This is a genomic window from Micromonospora sp. NPDC023869, assembly GCF_055559695.1.
In genome coordinates this window covers 48786-63747 of record NZ_JBVHKD010000002.1, presented here as the reverse complement: position 1 = coordinate 63747, position 14962 = coordinate 48786, and the positions used below count along the sequence as shown (strand labels likewise).

15 protein-coding genes are annotated in these 14962 nt (G+C 71.2%); 8 read left to right on the top strand and 7 right to left on the bottom strand.

Annotated features, from left to right (window positions below):
- Window positions 1–20: 20 nt before the first annotated feature.
- Window positions 21–1421 (bottom strand): alpha,alpha-trehalose-phosphate synthase (UDP-forming), encoded by a 1401-nt coding sequence (locus tag ACZ31C_RS05975; protein WP_396698976.1) that lies wholly within the window; start codon window positions 1419–1421, stop codon window positions 21–23.
- Window positions 1422–1773: 352 nt separating this feature from the next.
- Here ACZ31C_RS05975 and ettA point away from each other — a divergent pair, with 352 nt between their 5' ends.
- The 4 genes from ettA (at window position 1774) to ACZ31C_RS05955 (ending at window position 5323) form a co-directional block, all read left to right on the top strand.
- Window positions 1774–3450, top strand: a complete 1677-nt coding sequence (gene ettA / locus ACZ31C_RS05970; protein ID WP_465794415.1) for an energy-dependent translational throttle protein EttA — start codon at window positions 1774–1776, stop codon at window positions 3448–3450.
- A 15-nt stretch (window positions 3451–3465) separates the two neighbouring features.
- Window positions 3466–3912: an acyl-CoA thioesterase gene (locus ACZ31C_RS05965; RefSeq protein WP_350700255.1), complete on the top strand. Its 447-nt coding sequence runs from the start codon at window positions 3466–3468 to the stop codon at window positions 3910–3912.
- Window positions 3909–4607, top strand: coding sequence for a DUF8185 domain-containing protein (locus ACZ31C_RS05960; protein WP_465794414.1), 699 nt, complete (start codon window positions 3909–3911; stop codon window positions 4605–4607). The genes ACZ31C_RS05965 and ACZ31C_RS05960 overlap by 4 nt, the downstream gene beginning before the upstream one ends.
- A 131-nt stretch (window positions 4608–4738) precedes the next feature.
- On the top strand, window positions 4739–5323 hold the full coding sequence (locus tag ACZ31C_RS05955) for a type III secretion system chaperone family protein (protein WP_396698983.1): 585 nt from the start codon (window positions 4739–4741) through the stop codon (window positions 5321–5323).
- 64 nt (window positions 5324–5387) lie between these two features.
- Here the strand turns inward: ACZ31C_RS05955 and ACZ31C_RS05950 are convergent, their stop codons facing one another.
- The 3 genes from ACZ31C_RS05950 to ACZ31C_RS05940 form a co-directional block, all read right to left on the bottom strand.
- Window positions 5388–5813 carry a globin gene (locus ACZ31C_RS05950; RefSeq protein WP_465794413.1) on the bottom strand — a complete coding sequence of 142 codons (426 nt, stop codon included), beginning with the start codon at window positions 5811–5813 and terminating at the stop codon, window positions 5388–5390.
- 62 nt (window positions 5814–5875) lie between these two features.
- On the bottom strand, window positions 5876–7231 hold the full coding sequence (locus ACZ31C_RS05945; RefSeq protein ID WP_465794412.1) for an MFS transporter: 1356 nt from the start codon (window positions 7229–7231) through the stop codon (window positions 5876–5878).
- Between the two features lie 223 nt (window positions 7232–7454).
- Window positions 7455–8516: a mechanosensitive ion channel family protein gene (locus ACZ31C_RS05940; protein ID WP_465794411.1), complete on the bottom strand. Its 1062-nt coding sequence runs from the start codon at window positions 8514–8516 to the stop codon at window positions 7455–7457.
- A gap of 246 nt (window positions 8517–8762) precedes the next feature.
- Here ACZ31C_RS05940 and ACZ31C_RS05935 point away from each other — a divergent pair, with 246 nt between their 5' ends.
- The gene (locus ACZ31C_RS05935; protein WP_117230470.1) at window positions 8763–9296 is read left to right on the top strand and encodes an HNH endonuclease; all 534 of its coding nucleotides are present in this window, start codon (window positions 8763–8765) and stop codon (window positions 9294–9296) included.
- 93 nt (window positions 9297–9389) lie between these two features.
- Here the strand turns inward: ACZ31C_RS05935 and ACZ31C_RS05930 are convergent, their stop codons facing one another.
- The 3 genes from ACZ31C_RS05930 to ACZ31C_RS05920 all read right to left on the bottom strand — a co-directional run bounded on the left by ACZ31C_RS05930 (window position 9390) and on the right by ACZ31C_RS05920 (window position 11261).
- On the bottom strand, window positions 9390–10223 hold the full coding sequence (locus tag ACZ31C_RS05930; protein WP_465794410.1) for a class F sortase: 834 nt from the start codon (window positions 10221–10223) through the stop codon (window positions 9390–9392).
- Between the two features lie 12 nt (window positions 10224–10235).
- A complete protein-coding gene (locus tag ACZ31C_RS05925) occupies window positions 10236–10748 on the bottom strand; it encodes a hypothetical protein (RefSeq protein ID WP_465794409.1) in 513 nt (170 codons plus the stop codon).
- A gap of 72 nt (window positions 10749–10820) precedes the next feature.
- Window positions 10821–11261, bottom strand: a complete 441-nt coding sequence (locus tag ACZ31C_RS05920) for an Lrp/AsnC family transcriptional regulator (RefSeq protein ID WP_396752741.1) — start codon at window positions 11259–11261, stop codon at window positions 10821–10823.
- A gap of 146 nt (window positions 11262–11407) precedes the next feature.
- Here ACZ31C_RS05920 and ACZ31C_RS05915 point away from each other — a divergent pair, with 146 nt between their 5' ends.
- Genes ACZ31C_RS05915 through ACZ31C_RS05905 form a run of 3 tightly spaced genes read left to right on the top strand, consistent with a single transcriptional unit; the run spans window position 11408 to window position 14947 of the window.
- Window positions 11408–12307, top strand: a complete 900-nt coding sequence (locus ACZ31C_RS05915) for a tryptophan 2,3-dioxygenase (protein ID WP_465794408.1) — start codon at window positions 11408–11410, stop codon at window positions 12305–12307.
- Between the two features lie 7 nt (window positions 12308–12314).
- Window positions 12315–13616, top strand: coding sequence for a kynureninase (gene kynU / locus ACZ31C_RS05910; RefSeq protein ID WP_465794407.1), 1302 nt, complete (start codon window positions 12315–12317; stop codon window positions 13614–13616).
- Complete coding sequence (locus ACZ31C_RS05905) at window positions 13613–14947, top strand: FAD-dependent oxidoreductase (protein ID WP_465794406.1); 1335 nt, start codon at window positions 13613–13615, stop codon at window positions 14945–14947. Before kynU ends, ACZ31C_RS05905 begins: the two co-directional genes overlap by 4 nt.
- The last annotated feature ends 15 nt before the right edge of the window (window positions 14948–14962 follow it).

Genomic DNA, 14962 nt, shown 5'->3' with positions numbered 1-14962 from the left:
GATCTCGTTTGAGCCGGCGTTCACGCCGCCTCCATGTCAGGCACACCTAGTTCGGTGAGGAAGGACTTTGCCCAGTGCCCCACGTCGTGGGTGCGCAGATGGCGTTGCATAGTCCGCATACGGCGACGAGCCTCCGGCTTCTCCACATGCACGGCCCGTAGCAGAGCGTCCTTGACTGCGTCGGGGTCGTGCGGGTTGCACAGGAACGCCTGACGCAGCTCGGTGGCTGCGCCGGCGAACTCACTGAGTACGAGCGCGCCCCCGTGGTCCGCCCTCGACGCGACATACTCCTTGGCCACGAGGTTCATACCGTCTCGCAGTGGAGTCACCATCATCACGTCAGCGGCGGCGTACATCGCAGCCAGTTCGGTCCGACTGTACGACTGATGCAGATAATGCACCGCCGGCACACCGACCCGCCCAAATTCGCCATTAATCCGACCAACCTCGCGCTCGACCTTGACGCGAAGTGCCTGGTAGTGCTCGACCCGTTCGCGGCTCGGCGTAGCGACCTGCACCATAACGGCGTCCGGGACTGTCAACTTTCCGTCAGCGAGTAGCTCGCGGAAGGCCTTGAGGCGTAGTTCGATGCCCTTGGTGTAGTCGAGCCGGTCCACGCCGAGGATGATCGTCTTGGGATTGCCCAGCTCCTCGCGGATCTCCTTGGCCCGGGCCTGGATCGCCGGGTCGGCGGCCAACCGCTCCATCTCCTTGGTGTCGATGGAGATGGGGAAGGCGCCGGCCTTGACCTGCCGACCGTCCACCTGGATCATCTGGCCCTCGTAACGCAGGCCGAGCAGGTGGCGGGCCAGCCGGACGAAGTTCTGCGCGGCCAGCCGCTGCTGGAACCCGACCAGGTCGGCGCCGAGCAGTCCGCGCAGGATCTCGGTGCGGAACGGCATCTGCATGAACAGCTCGATCGGCGGGAACGGGATGTGCAGGAAGAACCCGATCCGCAGGTCGGGGCGGAGCTCCCGGAGCATGGCCGGCACCAACTGGAGCTGGTAGTCCTGCACCCACACCGTCGCACCCTCGGCCGCGACCTCCGCCGCGGCCTCCGCGAAGCGGGCGTTGACCAGCCGGTACGCCTCGCGCCAGCGTCGCTTGTAGGCGGGCGTCTCGACGGCGTCGTGATAGAGCGGCCAGATGGTGGCGTTGGACTGGCCCTCGTAGTAGCGCTCCAGCTCCTCGGCGCTCAACGGCACCGGGTGCAGGCGGATGCCCTCCAGGTCGAACGGTTCGGGGGCCGCTCCGGTGCCGCCGGCCCAGCCGACCCAGGTGCCCTGATGCTCGGCGAGGACGGGATGCAGCGCGGTGACCAGCCCGCCCGGGCTGCGTCGCCACTGTCGGCCCTCAGGTGTGCTCACCTCGTCGACCGGCAGTCGATTCGCCACTACGACAAAGGAGCTACGGACGGTCACGATCGGCCACCTCCGGGTGCTGACGGGTCCACCGCGATGAGCGTACTGAGCGTAGCTGCGGCGTCTGTTCCCCCGTGCCGGAGTCACCTACCCTTCCCAGACTCCGTCAACCGTGAACGTGATCATGGTGACATGGCCCGCCGCCTGCCCCGACACCCTGGGCTGCTGCGCGTCGGCCCGGTGGCCTGCACGGCAGCGCGGGCGGGGCGATGTGGGCGCGGGGCGGCGTACCTGTCAGGATTGACGATGGCGTGCGCGCGGCCGGCTTCCGGCCGGCGGCGGGCGGTCAACCGGCCCGCACCCGCACCACACGACATTCGGCGATCACCACCGACGGAGGGTAGCCCGTACCGTGGCCCAGTACATCTACGTCCTGGAAAAGGCGCGCAAGGCGCACGGCGACAAGGTCGTGCTCGACAACGTGACGCTGAGCTTCCTGCCGGGGGCCAAGATCGGTGTGGTCGGCCCGAACGGCGCCGGTAAGTCCAGCCTCCTCAAGATCATGGCAGGGCTGGACCGGCCGAGCAACGGCGAGGCCCGGCTGATGCCCGGCTACACCGTCGGACTGCTGGCCCAGGAGCCGCCGCTCAACGACGCGAAGACCGTCCTCGGCAACATCGAGGAGGCGGTCGCGGACACCAAGGCCAAGCTGGAGCGGTTCAACAAGATCGCCGAGCAGATGGCGACCGACTACTCCGACGAGCTGATGGAGGAGATGGGCCGGCTCCAGGAGGAGCTGGACCACGCCGACGCCTGGGACGTCGACTCCAAGCTCGAACTGGCCATGGACGCGCTGCGCTGCCCGCCGCCGGACGCCGACGTCACCCAGCTCTCCGGTGGTGAGCGCCGCCGGGTCGCGCTCTGCAAGCTGCTGCTGGAGGCGCCCGACCTGCTGCTGCTCGACGAGCCCACCAACCACCTGGACGCGGAGAGCGTGCAGTGGCTGGAGCAGCACCTGGCCAAGTACGCCGGCACCGTGCTGGCGATCACCCACGACCGGTACTTCCTGGACAACGTGGCCGGCTGGATCCTGGAACTGGACCGGGGCCGGGCCGTCGGCTACGAGGGCAACTACTCCACGTACCTGGAGAAGAAGGCCGCGCGGCTCGCCGTCGAGGGACGCCGCGACGCCAAGATGAAGAAGCGCCTCACGGAGGAACTGGAGTGGGTCCGCTCCAACGCCAAGGCGCGGCAGACCAAGTCCAAGGCCCGGCTCGACCGGTACGACGAGATGGCCGCCGAGGCGGAGAAGACCCGCAAGCTGGACTTCGAGGAAATCCAGATCCCGCCGGGTCCGCGTCTGGGCAACACCGTCATCGAGGCGCACAACCTGACCAAGGGCTTCGGCGACCGGGTGCTCATCGACAACCTGTCGTTCTCGCTGCCGCGCAACGGCATCGTCGGCATCATCGGCCCGAACGGCGTCGGCAAGACCACGCTGTTCAAGACCATCGTCGGGCTGGAGCAGCCGACCGACGGCTCGGTCAAGGTCGGCGACACCGTCTCGCTGTCGTACGTCGACCAGAACCGGCAGGGCCTGGCCGGTGACAAGTCGGTCTGGGAGGTCGTCTCCGACGGGCTGGACCACCTCATGGTGGGCAAGGTCGAGATGCCGTCCCGGGCGTACATCGCCGCGTTCGGCTTCAAGGGGCCGGACCAGCAGAAGCCGACCAAGGTGCTCTCCGGCGGCGAGCGCAACCGGCTCAACCTGGCGCTCACGCTCAAGATCGGCGGGAACGTGATCCTGCTCGACGAGCCGACCAACGACCTGGACGTGGAGACGCTGTCCAGCCTGGAGAACGCGCTGCTGGAGTTCCCCGGCTGCGCCGTGGTGATCTCCCACGACCGGATGTTCCTGGACCGGGTCGCCACGCACATCCTGGCCTGGGAGGGCGACGACGAGGACCCGGCCAAGTGGTTCTGGTTCGAGGGCAACTTCGAGGCGTACGAGAAGAACAAGGTCGACCGGCTCGGCGCCGAGGCGGCCCGGCCGCACCGGGTGACCTACCGCAAGCTGACCCGCGACTGAGCGGGGCGGATCGTCGTGGCTGACAGGTTCGTCTATCACTGCACCCTGCGCTGGTCCGACCAGGACGCGTACGGTCACGTCAACAACGCCCGCTTCCTCACGCTCTACGAGGAGGCCCGGGTGGCGTTGATGTTCGCCGGCGCCCAGGCCCAGGGGATCGACTCGTTCACCAACGGCGTGGTGATCCGTCGGCACGAGATCGACTACCTGCGCCCGGTCGACTTCGCCCTGCACCGCGCCACCGCCGAGGGCGCGCCCACGGTGCGGATCGACCTCTGGGTGGAGCAGATCCGGGCCGCCTCCTTCACCATCGGCTACGAGATGTACGACGGTGACCTGCTGGTCAGCCGGGCGCGTTCGGTGCTGGTGCCGTTCGACCTGGCCCAGCAGGCGGCTCGCCGGCTGACCGAGCAGGAACGGGCCTTCCTGCTCGGGTACGCCCTCGACGGCGGGACACCGTGACCGGACCACGGGGCGGCGGCACCGGGCACGGGATCGCCGACGTCGCCGACGCCGGGGCGTTCCTGTCCCGGCTGGTGCGGTTGGAGAGCGCCGCCCTGGTCCGGTTGCGGCCCGCCGGCGCACCGGGCCGTACCTCGCTCTGGGCCCGGCTGCCGTGGGGCGTCCTTGCGGCGCGCACGGTGGCCGGTCCGGGCGCCGGGGACGTCACGGTGGCCGCCGGGAGCCTGCTGGCCGAACTGGCGGCCGGGGGGACCGCGCTGCCCGCACGCCAGGACGCGCAGTGGCGCTGGGCGTTGCCGCCGGCCGGGAGCCGGTGGGTGGAGACGCTGCCGGGCGGGGAGCTTCGCCGGCTCGCCTCGGCGGCGGCGGGCACCCTGCGCGAGGCCGCCGCGCACGGGGTGGCCGGTCGGGCGGTCGGGCAGCGGGCACTGCGCGACGCCCTGCTGGACCACGTGGCGGTGGTGGTGACGCCGGACGACGAGCCTGGCCGTCCGGTGGAGGTGACCCAGCGATTGGTGCAGGGTCTGGTTCGGATGGGTTTCCTAGGTCCTGCCGGGGATTCGCCGGAATCGGGCGCGGTCCAGGTCCGGGCGGCTGGCCGATGGGTCGGGCTGGTGGGACCGTATGGAGCTGTTTGGTCGCAGAAGGCCACGGATCTTGTCGTACGGCCCTCCGTGGCTCATGCGAACGGATGACCCTGGTTCATCCTTCTGGGCTGGGGCTGCCGTTGGGGGGGTGCTTCGTTCCGGCTGTCCGGGTACCGTCCATCCTCGGATCCAACCCACCGTAGGCGACTGGATCCGCTGGGGAGTGAGGTGCGCGAGCGATGCCGTGGTGGTCATGGCGCCCCGGTCCCGCCAGTGGCGGTGACCCGGAAACTCGAAGCAGGATCACGGTGGAAGGCACGGTCCGGGTCGGGCCGCCTCCGCCCCGCCGACCGGGGGACGACCGGTCGGGCGGGGAGCATCCGTTGATCGCCGACATGCCGGCAACCGTCGAACCGGTCACCCTGGGCCGGGTCTGCGACGCGCTCGATCTGCTCGACGTGCGCTATCTCGCCGACGGTGACGGCAACCTGTTGGCCATGTGGGAGCGGCACGCGGTGCTGGTCACGCTGGAAGGGCCGGAGGACGAGATCCTCGTGCTCCGGGCCAGGCCGCACGCGACCGTGCCGCCGGACTGGGCGGACCGGGCCTACCGGGTGGTCAACGAGTGGAACCACACCCGGCGCTTCTGCAAGGCGTACGTGGGTGACGCCACCGAACGCGGCCAGTTGCCGATCTACGCCGAGTTGCAGGTGCCGCTCGCCGCAGGGGCCCACGACGCCCTCCTGGTCGAGTTGCTCGACTGCGGGGCGGCGGTGGCCACCAGCTTCGTCGACTGGCTGCACGACGAGGGCGCGCTGCTCTGACCCTGACGGGTGCGGCCCGCCGCCGCGCAGGTGGCGGGCGCGCCCCGGAGGGTCCGGCAGTGCCTCACGCGGGGGCGGCCGGGTCCTCCATCGTGTTGACCATGAAGAGGGCCGCCCGCTCCAGGTAGTTCCAGAGCTCGGTCTCGATCGTCGGCGGCAGGTCGAGGCTGTCGACCGCCCGGCGCATGTGCCGCAACCAGGCGTCACGCTCGGCCGCGCCGATCCGGAACGGCGCGTGCCGCATCCGCAGCCGGGGGTGGCCCCGCTGAGAGGAGTAGGTGTTCGGGCCGCCCCAGTACTGCATGAGGAACAGCCTCATCCGGTCGGAGGCCGGGCCCAGGTCCTCCGGGTACATCGGTCGTAGCAGCGGATCTGTGGCGATACCGGCGTAGAACTCGTCGACCAGTTTGCGGAACGTGGGCTCGCCGCCGACGGCCTCGAAGAGCGTGACCGTCTCGCCGTTGCGCTCGGACTCACCTGCGGGATTCACCGTTCCATCCTGCCAGGCGCCGTCGACCGACGGCCCGACCGGGACGGCCCGCCGAGGGTGGTTCAGCTCACCGCGTGCTGTGGCCGGCCCGGACCCACCTGCTCGGAGCCCGGCACCTCGGACCCACCGGCATCGCCCTGAGCGGAGTCGGCACCGGCGCGCCTGGCCGCCTCGACGGAGGCTGCCACCGTCCGGTGGTCGGGCCAGCGGAGCGCCACGATCGACATCAGCAGCACCCCCGCGATACTCCACACCCCGACCACGACGGGGATCGGGAAGCGCTCGGCGAGCAACCCGGTCACCAGCACCGCCGCGCCCTGGATCACCTGTACGCCGGTGGCCATCACGCCGAAGGCCCGGGCCCGGAAGCCGTCCGGCAGGGCCTGCACGAAGAGTCCGTTGGCCACCGGCAGCATGCCGGCGACCGCGAACCCGGAGACGGCGGCGAGCAGGGCCACCATCACCGGTGAGGGGTCGAGCAGCGAGGGCACCAGGGCCAGCGGCGCGAAGACGGCCAGCGGTCGCATCAGGGCCAGCCGACGGGCCGGCCCGACGAGCCGCGCGATCAGCAGGCCGCCGAGGATGAAGCCGAGCGGGTGCGAGGCCATGATCACGGCTTGTGCCAGGCCGGTGTTCATCCCGCCCGCGCTCTCGTTCGCCCAGGCGGCGGCGAGCCCCTCGGGCACGATCGAGAAGAGCATGGCGCTGAAGACCAGGACGGCGATCGCCCGCAACACCGGCGTACGGAAGACGATCCGGAACCCGTCGGCGGTCTCGCGCAGCAGGTGACTGCGGTGGGCGGTGCTCATCGCCGGTGCCCGGTCGCGGACGCCGAAGCGGACGAGCAGCGCGGAGAGCGCGAAGGCGGCCGCGTTCATCAGCAGCGCGGCGGTCGGGCTCACCGTCGCCACGACGGCGCCGAGCAGATAGCCGACCACCTGGGCGGCCTGCCCCACGCTGGCGTTGATGGAGAGCCCCACGACGAGCCGGTCGCCGGGCAGGATCAGCGGCATCAACGCGGACCGGGCGGCCTGACTCGGCGGGTTGGCCAGAGTGGTGGCGAACAGCAACGCCAGGATCACCGGCACCGGGATGCCCGGGATGGCGATGAGCAGCATCAGCGACATGCGGATGACGTCGCAGATGACCATCACCTGCCGGTACCGGTGTCGCTCGGCGACGGTGGCCAGCAGCGGCCCGCCGATCAGCCACGGCAGGTAGCTCACCGCGAAGGCGGCGGCGGAGAGTGCGACGGACTGGGTCGTCCGGTAGACCAGGAGGGTGACCGCCGCCTTGGCGACGTAGTCACCGATCCAGGTCAGCGTGTTGGCCGCGAAGACGGCGCGGTACTCACTCTGGGCGAAAACTTCACGGAAGGTGGCCGGCCCTTCCGGAGAAGGTCGCTCGTCGGACACCATCGCCTCCATCGTCCCGGTGGCCGGCCACTCGTGATGGCTGTCCCGGAACCATCGTCAGATCTGTCGGATCAGCGAGGACGTGACCGCGCTTGGTAGCGCGTGAACCGGATTCTGCCCGATCGTCTGACAACTGGCTAGGGCGAACGGGTGGACGGTCGCATCTCCGACTGAACGAACGGACGATACCCGAGGGGCCACTCGGCCGCGACCCCCGTCGCCCCGCTCAGGTGGCACCCCCCTGACCGGTCTCACTATCGGAACGAGTAGGTAGCCCGGGAAGGAACCGGCCCGCCGCGATCCGGGCCGTGATGCCGGAGTTTTCCAGCGCCTCGGCGAGCCGGCGACGCAGTTCCCGGCCGACGGCGAACTGCCCCTCCGCGGTGGTCTTGGCCACCGTGCGGATGACCGTGCCCTCCACCGTCACCTGCTCGACGCCGAGTACGTCCGGCGGCTCCACGATCGACTGGGCCAGGTCCGGGTCGACCGCGACCGAGGCGGCGGCGGTCCGCAGCACCGCCATGGCCTCCTCGGTGCCAGCGAAACCGATCGGCAGGTCCACCACCACCAACGCCCAGCCCTGGCTCTTGTTGCCGACCCGGACGATCTCGCCGTTGCGGATGTACCAGAGCACACCCCGGCCGTCACGCACGGTGGTGACGCGCAACCCGACCGCCTCGACCACACCGCTCGCCTCACCCAGGTCGACGTTGTCGCCGACCCCGTACTGGTCCTCCAGCAGCATGAAGAGTCCGGCGAGCAGGTCCTTCACCAGGCTCTGCGCCCCGAAGCCGAGTGCCACGCCGGCGATGCCCGCGCTGGCCAGCAGCGGTGCCAGCTCGAAGCTGAACTCCTTGAGCACCATCAGCACCGCGATGCCGTAGATGAACGCCGTGCTGATGCTGCGCAGCACCGAGCCGATCGCCTCGGCGCGTTGCCGGCGGCGTTCTGGCACGAACTCGCCAGGTTGGGCGGCGGCGGTCGGGATGCGCTCGCGCAGCGGGCGGAGCATGGTGGGCACCCCGGCGTCGCTGGTGGTGCGGACCAACCGGCGGATGGTGCGGTGCACCAGCCATCGGGCGGCCATCGCGAGCAGCAGGATCAGGATGATCCGCAGCGGCTTGATCAGGATCCAGTAGCTGCCCTCGGCGAACCACACCGAGTCGGAGAACTTCCAGACCCAGTTGCAGACCACCTCGTCGAGACACTCAGGGCTGGGCGTCTCGTCCGTTTCCGGCTCTGCCGGGGTCGGTGTGGGCGCGACGGTACGAAGGATGCTGACAATCACCCTGTGTTCGTACCGCAACCGCCCGGCGAGTACACCGCCGCCCCACCGGACGGTGACGCCGGACCCGGGCCGGTCGGAAAGCCGCCCCGGCTACCCAGGATTAGTGCGTGCATTCGCGGTTCCGATCAGGGACGATTGGCGCAACGGACGTCGGTGATCCGGCCGGCGTCGACATGGTGTAGGGCTGTGTCCGACACCGGTCGGCGATGGCGAGTGTGACTGCCGCTTGACCGGGAGGGTGACGCGATGCCTGACATACGACCCACGGTGGGCTCCGGCGCGCTGGTTCTCAACGCCACCTACGAGCCGCTGTGTGTCGTGTCGGTACGCCGTGCCGCGATCCTCGTGCTCTCCGCCAAGGCGGTCTGTGTCGCCGACGGCGAGGGCATCCTGCACAGCGCACGCAATGCGCTCCCGGTGCCCTCCGTCGTCCGGCTCACCCGGTTCGTCCGGGTGCCGTACCGCACCCACGTCGGCCTGTCCCGGCGGGCGATCTTCGCCCGGGACGGCTGGCGGTGCGCCTACTGCCGAGGCCCGGCCGAGACCATCGACCACGTCTTCCCGCGCAGCCGGGGCGGTCGGCACGCCTGGGAGAACGTGGTCGCCGCGTGCGCCCGCTGCAACCACAGCAAGGGCGACAAGACCCCGGCCGAGATGGGCTGGCGGCTGCACTCCCCGCCGGCCGCCCCGAGAGGGATCGCCTGGCGGGTGCTCGGGCACCGCGCCCCCGACCCGCGCTGGGCGGACTGGCTCGACCTGCGCGAGCCCGAAGCCGCCTGAGCCGCGCCCCCGGCGACAGCCCTGAGCCGCGTCCGAAGCCGCCTGAGCGCGCCTCCGACGCGGCCCGGCAGCGAGGGCCGTCGTCCCGGCAGGTCAGCGGGCCTGCACCAGCGAGGCGAAGACGATCACGTTGTCCGCGTAGCCGGTCTCGCCGCCGACCCAGCGCCCACCGCAGGTGATCAGCCGCAACTGGGGCCGGCTGAAGTCGCCGAAGACGTCGTCCGCCGGCAACTGCTCCTTGTCGTACCGGCCGACCCGCTCCACCTCGAACACCGCCACCGAGCCGTCGGAGCGGGCCACCTCGACCCGGTCACCGGACCGCAGTTCCCGCAGGTCCTGGAAGACGGCCGGGCCGGTGCTGGTGTCCACGTGCCCGACGATGACGGCCGGGCCGTACTGCCCGGGGGTCGGGCCCTGGTCGTACCACCCGGCCTCCTGGGCCCGCTCGGCCGGCGGGGCGGCGACGCTGCCGTCCGGCGCGATCCCGACGTTGTGCACCGGTGCGGTCAGGTCGATCTTGCTGATCTCGATGCTGACCGGCTCGCTCGCCGACAGCATCGGGTAGTCCTTCGGCGGACGGGCCAGCCCGGCGATGAACCGGTCCGGCAGCAGGTTCACCCCGGTCAGCCGCTCGACGCCGAGCATCGTGACGATCAGCAGCATCAGCGCGCCGATCACCAGGACCGGCACCCCGGGAGCGGGGCGGCCGAACCGCCGGTACCGGCCGACCTGTCGACCCCGAGGCGGCAGCGGCGGGGTCGCCGGGTCGGGCGTACTGACGCTGGCCGACCCCATCTGCGCGGTGACCCGGCCCAACCGGCCCCACGCCGTGCCCACCACCCGTCGCCAGGCGCGAGGCACCCGACGGGCAGTGGTCCGGCGTGGGCCCGGACCGGGTTCCGGCGCGGGTACGCGAGGGCCGCTCATCGCGACAGCGGGTCAGGAACCGGCCCGACGCCGGCTGCTGACCAGCCCGAACACCACCACTGCGGCCACCGTGGCGGCGCCGCCGAGCAGCAGCATCGAGCCGGTCCCGCCGCCTGCGGTGCCGCCGCCACCGGTTGCCGGTCCCTTGGTGGGCTGCTCCATGTTCAGCACGGTCAGCGTGGTGTGGGCCGTCTGACCGTTCTCGCAGCGCAGGTTGACCGGGTAGTCGCCGGCCTGCTTGTCGCTCGGCACGGTGACATCCCCGGTGAGGAAGCCGTTGTCCGGGCGGAGGAAGACCTGACGGAACGCGTCCGAGGTCACCTCGGCCTGCCGGTTGTTGGCGTTGTCACAGCTCGCCTTGAGGTGCACCCGGGAGCCGGCCTGCACGCTGTTCGGCGTCACCTCGATGAAGGTGTTCTCACCCGCTCGCGCGGGCGCGGCGCCGACCAGGACGAAAGCCCCGATCAGGGCGAACGCGCCGAACAGTCGGACGATGGTCGACGGGTACGGAAGCAGACCCCGCATGATCCTCCCTCCCGGCACCGGTGCACCGGTCCTGCTGGGGCGACCCGCGGCGCATTCCCGCTGCCGGGGCGGCTAACCCGACAGCGGGGTGACCGGCTGCCAGCCCAGCGGAGTGGAGAGGACCATCGTGCTCGACGGCTGCCCGTACGGGGCGAGTCGGTCGATGACCGCCTCGAACTCCCCGATCGAGGAGGCTGCGACCTTCAGCACGCTGCACGCGTCGCCGGTGATCCGGTGGATCTCCAGGATCTCCGGCCAGTCGGCGACCTCGGGGACGTGCAGGATGCACCGGGCGCCGTAACAGGACATCCGAATCAGCGCCACCACGTTGCGACCGGCCCGGGCCAGGTCGACGTGGGCGTGATAGCCGGTGACCACGCCGGTCTCCTCTAGCCGCCGGACCCGTTCGGCGACCGCCGGGGGTGACAGGTGCACCCGCCGGGACAGCTCGCTGAACGACAGTCGCGCGTCGGCCTGCAGCTCACGGAGCAGGGCCCAGTCCATCTCGTCCACGCGGCGACCTTACGTCCGGCAACCGAACTGCTGCCAGTGCCTTTCGTTCGGCAGGTCGACCTGCGTAACCGCCGTTGAAGAGGCATTCCGTCCGGCGATCAGACCGCGAGATCATGTCTGGACCGACGCCAGGAAGGAGCGGACGCATGGAGCAGACGGAGCTGCGCCCGGGTACCCGGGCGGCGGTACGTCCGGTCACCGGCCGCCAGCGCGCGGCCCGCGCCGCGCGCAACGGCGGCGAGCCGACGCTGGAGTTCGCCGAGCGGGTGCCGTACGACGCGTACGTGCAGGCCAGCACGCTGCACCGGTTGCAGCAGCCGCTGAGCGACGACCCGGGCGAGATGTCGTTCCTGATGGTCAGCCAGATCATGGAGCTGTACTTCGGCCTGACCTGCCACGAACTGCGCGACGCCGCCCGGCTGCTACGCGGCGACCGGGTCTGGGAGGCGCTCGCCCCGCTGCGTCGGGCCGCGCTGCACCTGGAAGGGCTCAACGCCGCCTGGCGGGGGCTGCGCTGGATGACCCCGGCCGACTTCAACCGCTTCCGCAACCTGCTCGGTGAGGGCTCGGGCTTCCAGTCGGCCATGTACCGCCACCTGGAGTTCCAGCTCGGGCTCCGCGACCCGGCGCTGATCCGGCCGTTCCGCCGGCAGACCGAGGTGCACGCCGAGCTGACCGCCGCCCTCGACACGCCCAGCGTCTGGGACGAGGTGCTGGCCCTGCTCGCCCGGCACGGCCACGAGCTGCCCGCCGACCTGCTGGAGCGGGACGTGGCGGTCGAGCACGAGCCGCACCCCGCCGTCGAGGCGGCCTGGGTGCGGATCTACGCCGACTCCGGCCCGGACAACCACCTGCGGATGCTCGGTGAGGCGCTGACCGAGGTCGCCGAACAGTTCGGCGACTGGCGGCACCACCACATCAAGGCGGTGCAGCGCACCATGGGCGCCAAGGTCGGCAGCGGCGGCTCCGCCGGGCTGGCCTGGCTGCAACGCAGCATGGCCCGGGTGGTCTTCCCCGAGCTGTGGTCCGCCCGTACCGCGATGTGAGGCGACGATGACGACGAACGAGGCCGAGGCGCCACGCCCCGACGAGGCCGAAGCCCTCCGACTGGACGCCACCGACCCCGGACACCGGCACCTGTTCCACGTGCCACCGGCCGACGGTGGTCACCATCCCGAGGCGGCCTACCTGGCCGGCAACTCGCTCGGCCTGCAACCCCGGGCCACCCGGGACGAGTTGCTGGCCGACGTGGACGCCTGGGGGCGGCTCGGTGTCGAGGGGCACCTGGAGGCGGAACGACCCTGGCTGCCGTACCACGAGCTGTTGACGGCCCCGGCCGCGCGACTGGTCGGCGCCCTGCCCACCGAGACCGTGGTAATGAACTCGCTCACGGTCAACCTGCACCTGCTGATGGTCAGCTTCTACCGGCCGAGCGGCACGCGGACCCGGATCGTCATCGAGGACAGCGCCTTCCCCTCGGACAGCTACGCGGTGCGCAGCCAGGCCCGGTTCCACGGCCTCGACCCGGACACCACCGTGGTCCGGCTGACGCCACGACCGGGCGAGGACACCCTGCGCACCGAGGACGTCACCGCGTTCCTGGCCGCCGAGGGGCACACCGTCGCGCTGCTGCTGCTCGGCGGCGTCAACTACCTCACCGGCGAGCTGATGGACATCCCGGCGATCACCGCCGCCGGCCGGGCCGCCGGTGCGGTCGTCGGGTGGGACCTGGCGCACGCCGCCGGCAACGTGCCGCTGTCGCTGCACGAGTGGGACGTCGACTTCGCGGCCTGGTGCTCGTACAAGTACCTCAACTCCGGACCGGGCGCGCTCGGCGGGGTGTTCGTGCACGAGCGGCACCACGGCGACGCGGACCTGCCCCGCTTCGAGGGTTGGTGGAGCACGGCGGCGGCGACCCGCTTCGAGATGACCCCGGTCAGCCGTCCGCCGTCCACCGTGGAGGCGTGGCAGATCTCCAACCCGCCGATCTTCTCGATGGGGCCGGTGCGTACCTCGCTGGAGCTGTTCGACGCGGTCGGGATGCCGGCGCTGCGCGAGCGCAGCCTGCGGCTCACCGGCTACCTGGAGCGGCTGCTGGACGAGGTGACCGCCGACCGGCCGCTGACCGTGATCACCCCGCGCGACCCGGGTCGCCGTGGCTGCCAACTCTCGGTCAGACTCGGCGAGGGCAGCGCCAGGGAGCTGACCAAGCGGCTCCGGTACGAGCACGGAGTGATCGCCGACGCCCGGGAGCCGGACGTCGTCCGGTTCGCCCCGGTGCCGCTCTACTCGACGTACCACGACTGCTGGCGGGTCGCCGACGCGCTGGCCGCCACCGTTGGGAGAGCTGGATGAACCGGGAACGCGACGAGATCGCCGTGGTCGGCGCCGGGCTGGCCGGCTGCCTGCTGGCCTGCTTCCTGGCCCGCCGGGGTTACCCGGTGGCGCTGTACGAGCGGCGGCCGGACCCGCGTGCCGGGACCGTCGAACGGGGACGGTCGATCAACCTGGCGCTCTCCGAGCGCGGGCTGGACGCGTTGCGCCGGATCGGGCTCGACGAGCAGGTGATGGCCGACGCGCTGCCGATGCGCGGCCGGATGGTGCACCCGGTGCTCGGTGAGCCCGGCTTCCAGTCGTACAGCGTCTCCGGCGACCGGGCGATCAACTCGATCAGCCGGGGTGCGCTGAACAACGCGCTGCTGGAGGCCGCCGCGAAGCTGCCCGGCGTGCGGATCGCCTTCGACCACCGGCTGGTCGGCCTGGACCCGGACACCGCGCGGATGACCTTCGAGACCCCGCAGGGCACGGTGACCGCTGACGCGCGCGTCGTCCTCGGCACCGACGGCGCCGGCTCGGCGGTACGCGGACAACTGCTCGAACACGGTCTGCTCACCGAGAGCGTCGACTTCCTCGACTACGGCTACAAGGAACTGAGCATCCCGCCGGCCGGTGGTGACTTCGCCCTCGACGAGGGTGCGCTGCACATCTGGCCGCGCGGCACCTCGATGATGATCGCGCTGCCCAACCCGGACCGCTCCTTCACCTGCACGCTGTTCTGGCCCACCCACGGCACCGCGAGCTTCGCCTCGCTGGGCAGCAAGGCGGCGATCGAACGGCACTTCGCCCAGCACTACCCGGACCTGCTGCCGCTCGCCCCCGACCTGGTCGACGACTACCAGCACAACCCGGTCGGCGTACTCGGCACGGTGCGCTGCGACCCGTGGCAGGTGAACGGACGCGTCGGCCTGCTCGGCGACGCGGCGCACGCCATCGTCCCGTTCTATGGCCAGGGCGCGAACTGCGCCTTCGAGGACGTGGTGGAGTTGGACCGCTGCCTGTCCGAGTGCGACGACGACTGGTCCGCCGCGCTGCCGCTGTTCCAGCAGCGTCGGCAGGGCAACGCCGAGGCGATCGCCCGGATGGCACTGGCCAACTTCGTCGAGATGCGCGACAAGGTCGCCTCGCCGGTGTTCCGGACCCGCAAGAAGGTCGAGCACGCCCTGGAGCGGGCGCTGCCCGGACGGTACGTCTCCCAGTACGAGATGGTCTCCTTCTCCACCGTCCCGTACGCGCAGGTGCGCCGCCGGGTGCGCCGGCAGTACCAGGTGCTCGGCGCGGTGGCCGCCGGTGTGCTGGCGGCGGTGGCCGGTGCGGCGGTGGCGATCGGGCGCGGGAGACGTCGATGACCCGCTGGGACCCCC

What these genes read in the sequence shown, in the direction of transcription:
- ACZ31C_RS05955 (WP_396698983.1), top strand. Translation starts at nt 4,739, where the DNA reads ATGCCGTGGTGGTCATGGCGCCCCGGTCCCGCCAGTGGCGGTGACCCG.
- ACZ31C_RS05945 (WP_465794412.1), bottom strand. Translation starts at nt 7,231, where the DNA reads ATGGTGTCCGACGAGCGACCTTCTCCGGAAGGGCCGGCCACCTTCCGT.
- ACZ31C_RS05935 (WP_117230470.1), top strand. Translation starts at nt 8,763, where the DNA reads ATGCCTGACATACGACCCACGGTGGGCTCCGGCGCGCTGGTTCTCAAC.
- ACZ31C_RS05930 (WP_465794410.1), bottom strand. Translation starts at nt 10,223, where the DNA reads ATGAGCGGCCCTCGCGTACCCGCGCCGGAACCCGGTCCGGGCCCACGC.
- ACZ31C_RS05925 (WP_465794409.1), bottom strand. Translation starts at nt 10,748, where the DNA reads ATGCGGGGTCTGCTTCCGTACCCGTCGACCATCGTCCGACTGTTCGGC.
- ACZ31C_RS05915 (WP_465794408.1), top strand. Translation starts at nt 11,408, where the DNA reads ATGGAGCAGACGGAGCTGCGCCCGGGTACCCGGGCGGCGGTACGTCCG.
- kynU (WP_465794407.1), top strand. Translation starts at nt 12,315, where the DNA reads ATGACGACGAACGAGGCCGAGGCGCCACGCCCCGACGAGGCCGAAGCC.
- ACZ31C_RS05905 (WP_465794406.1), top strand. Translation starts at nt 13,613, where the DNA reads ATGAACCGGGAACGCGACGAGATCGCCGTGGTCGGCGCCGGGCTGGCC.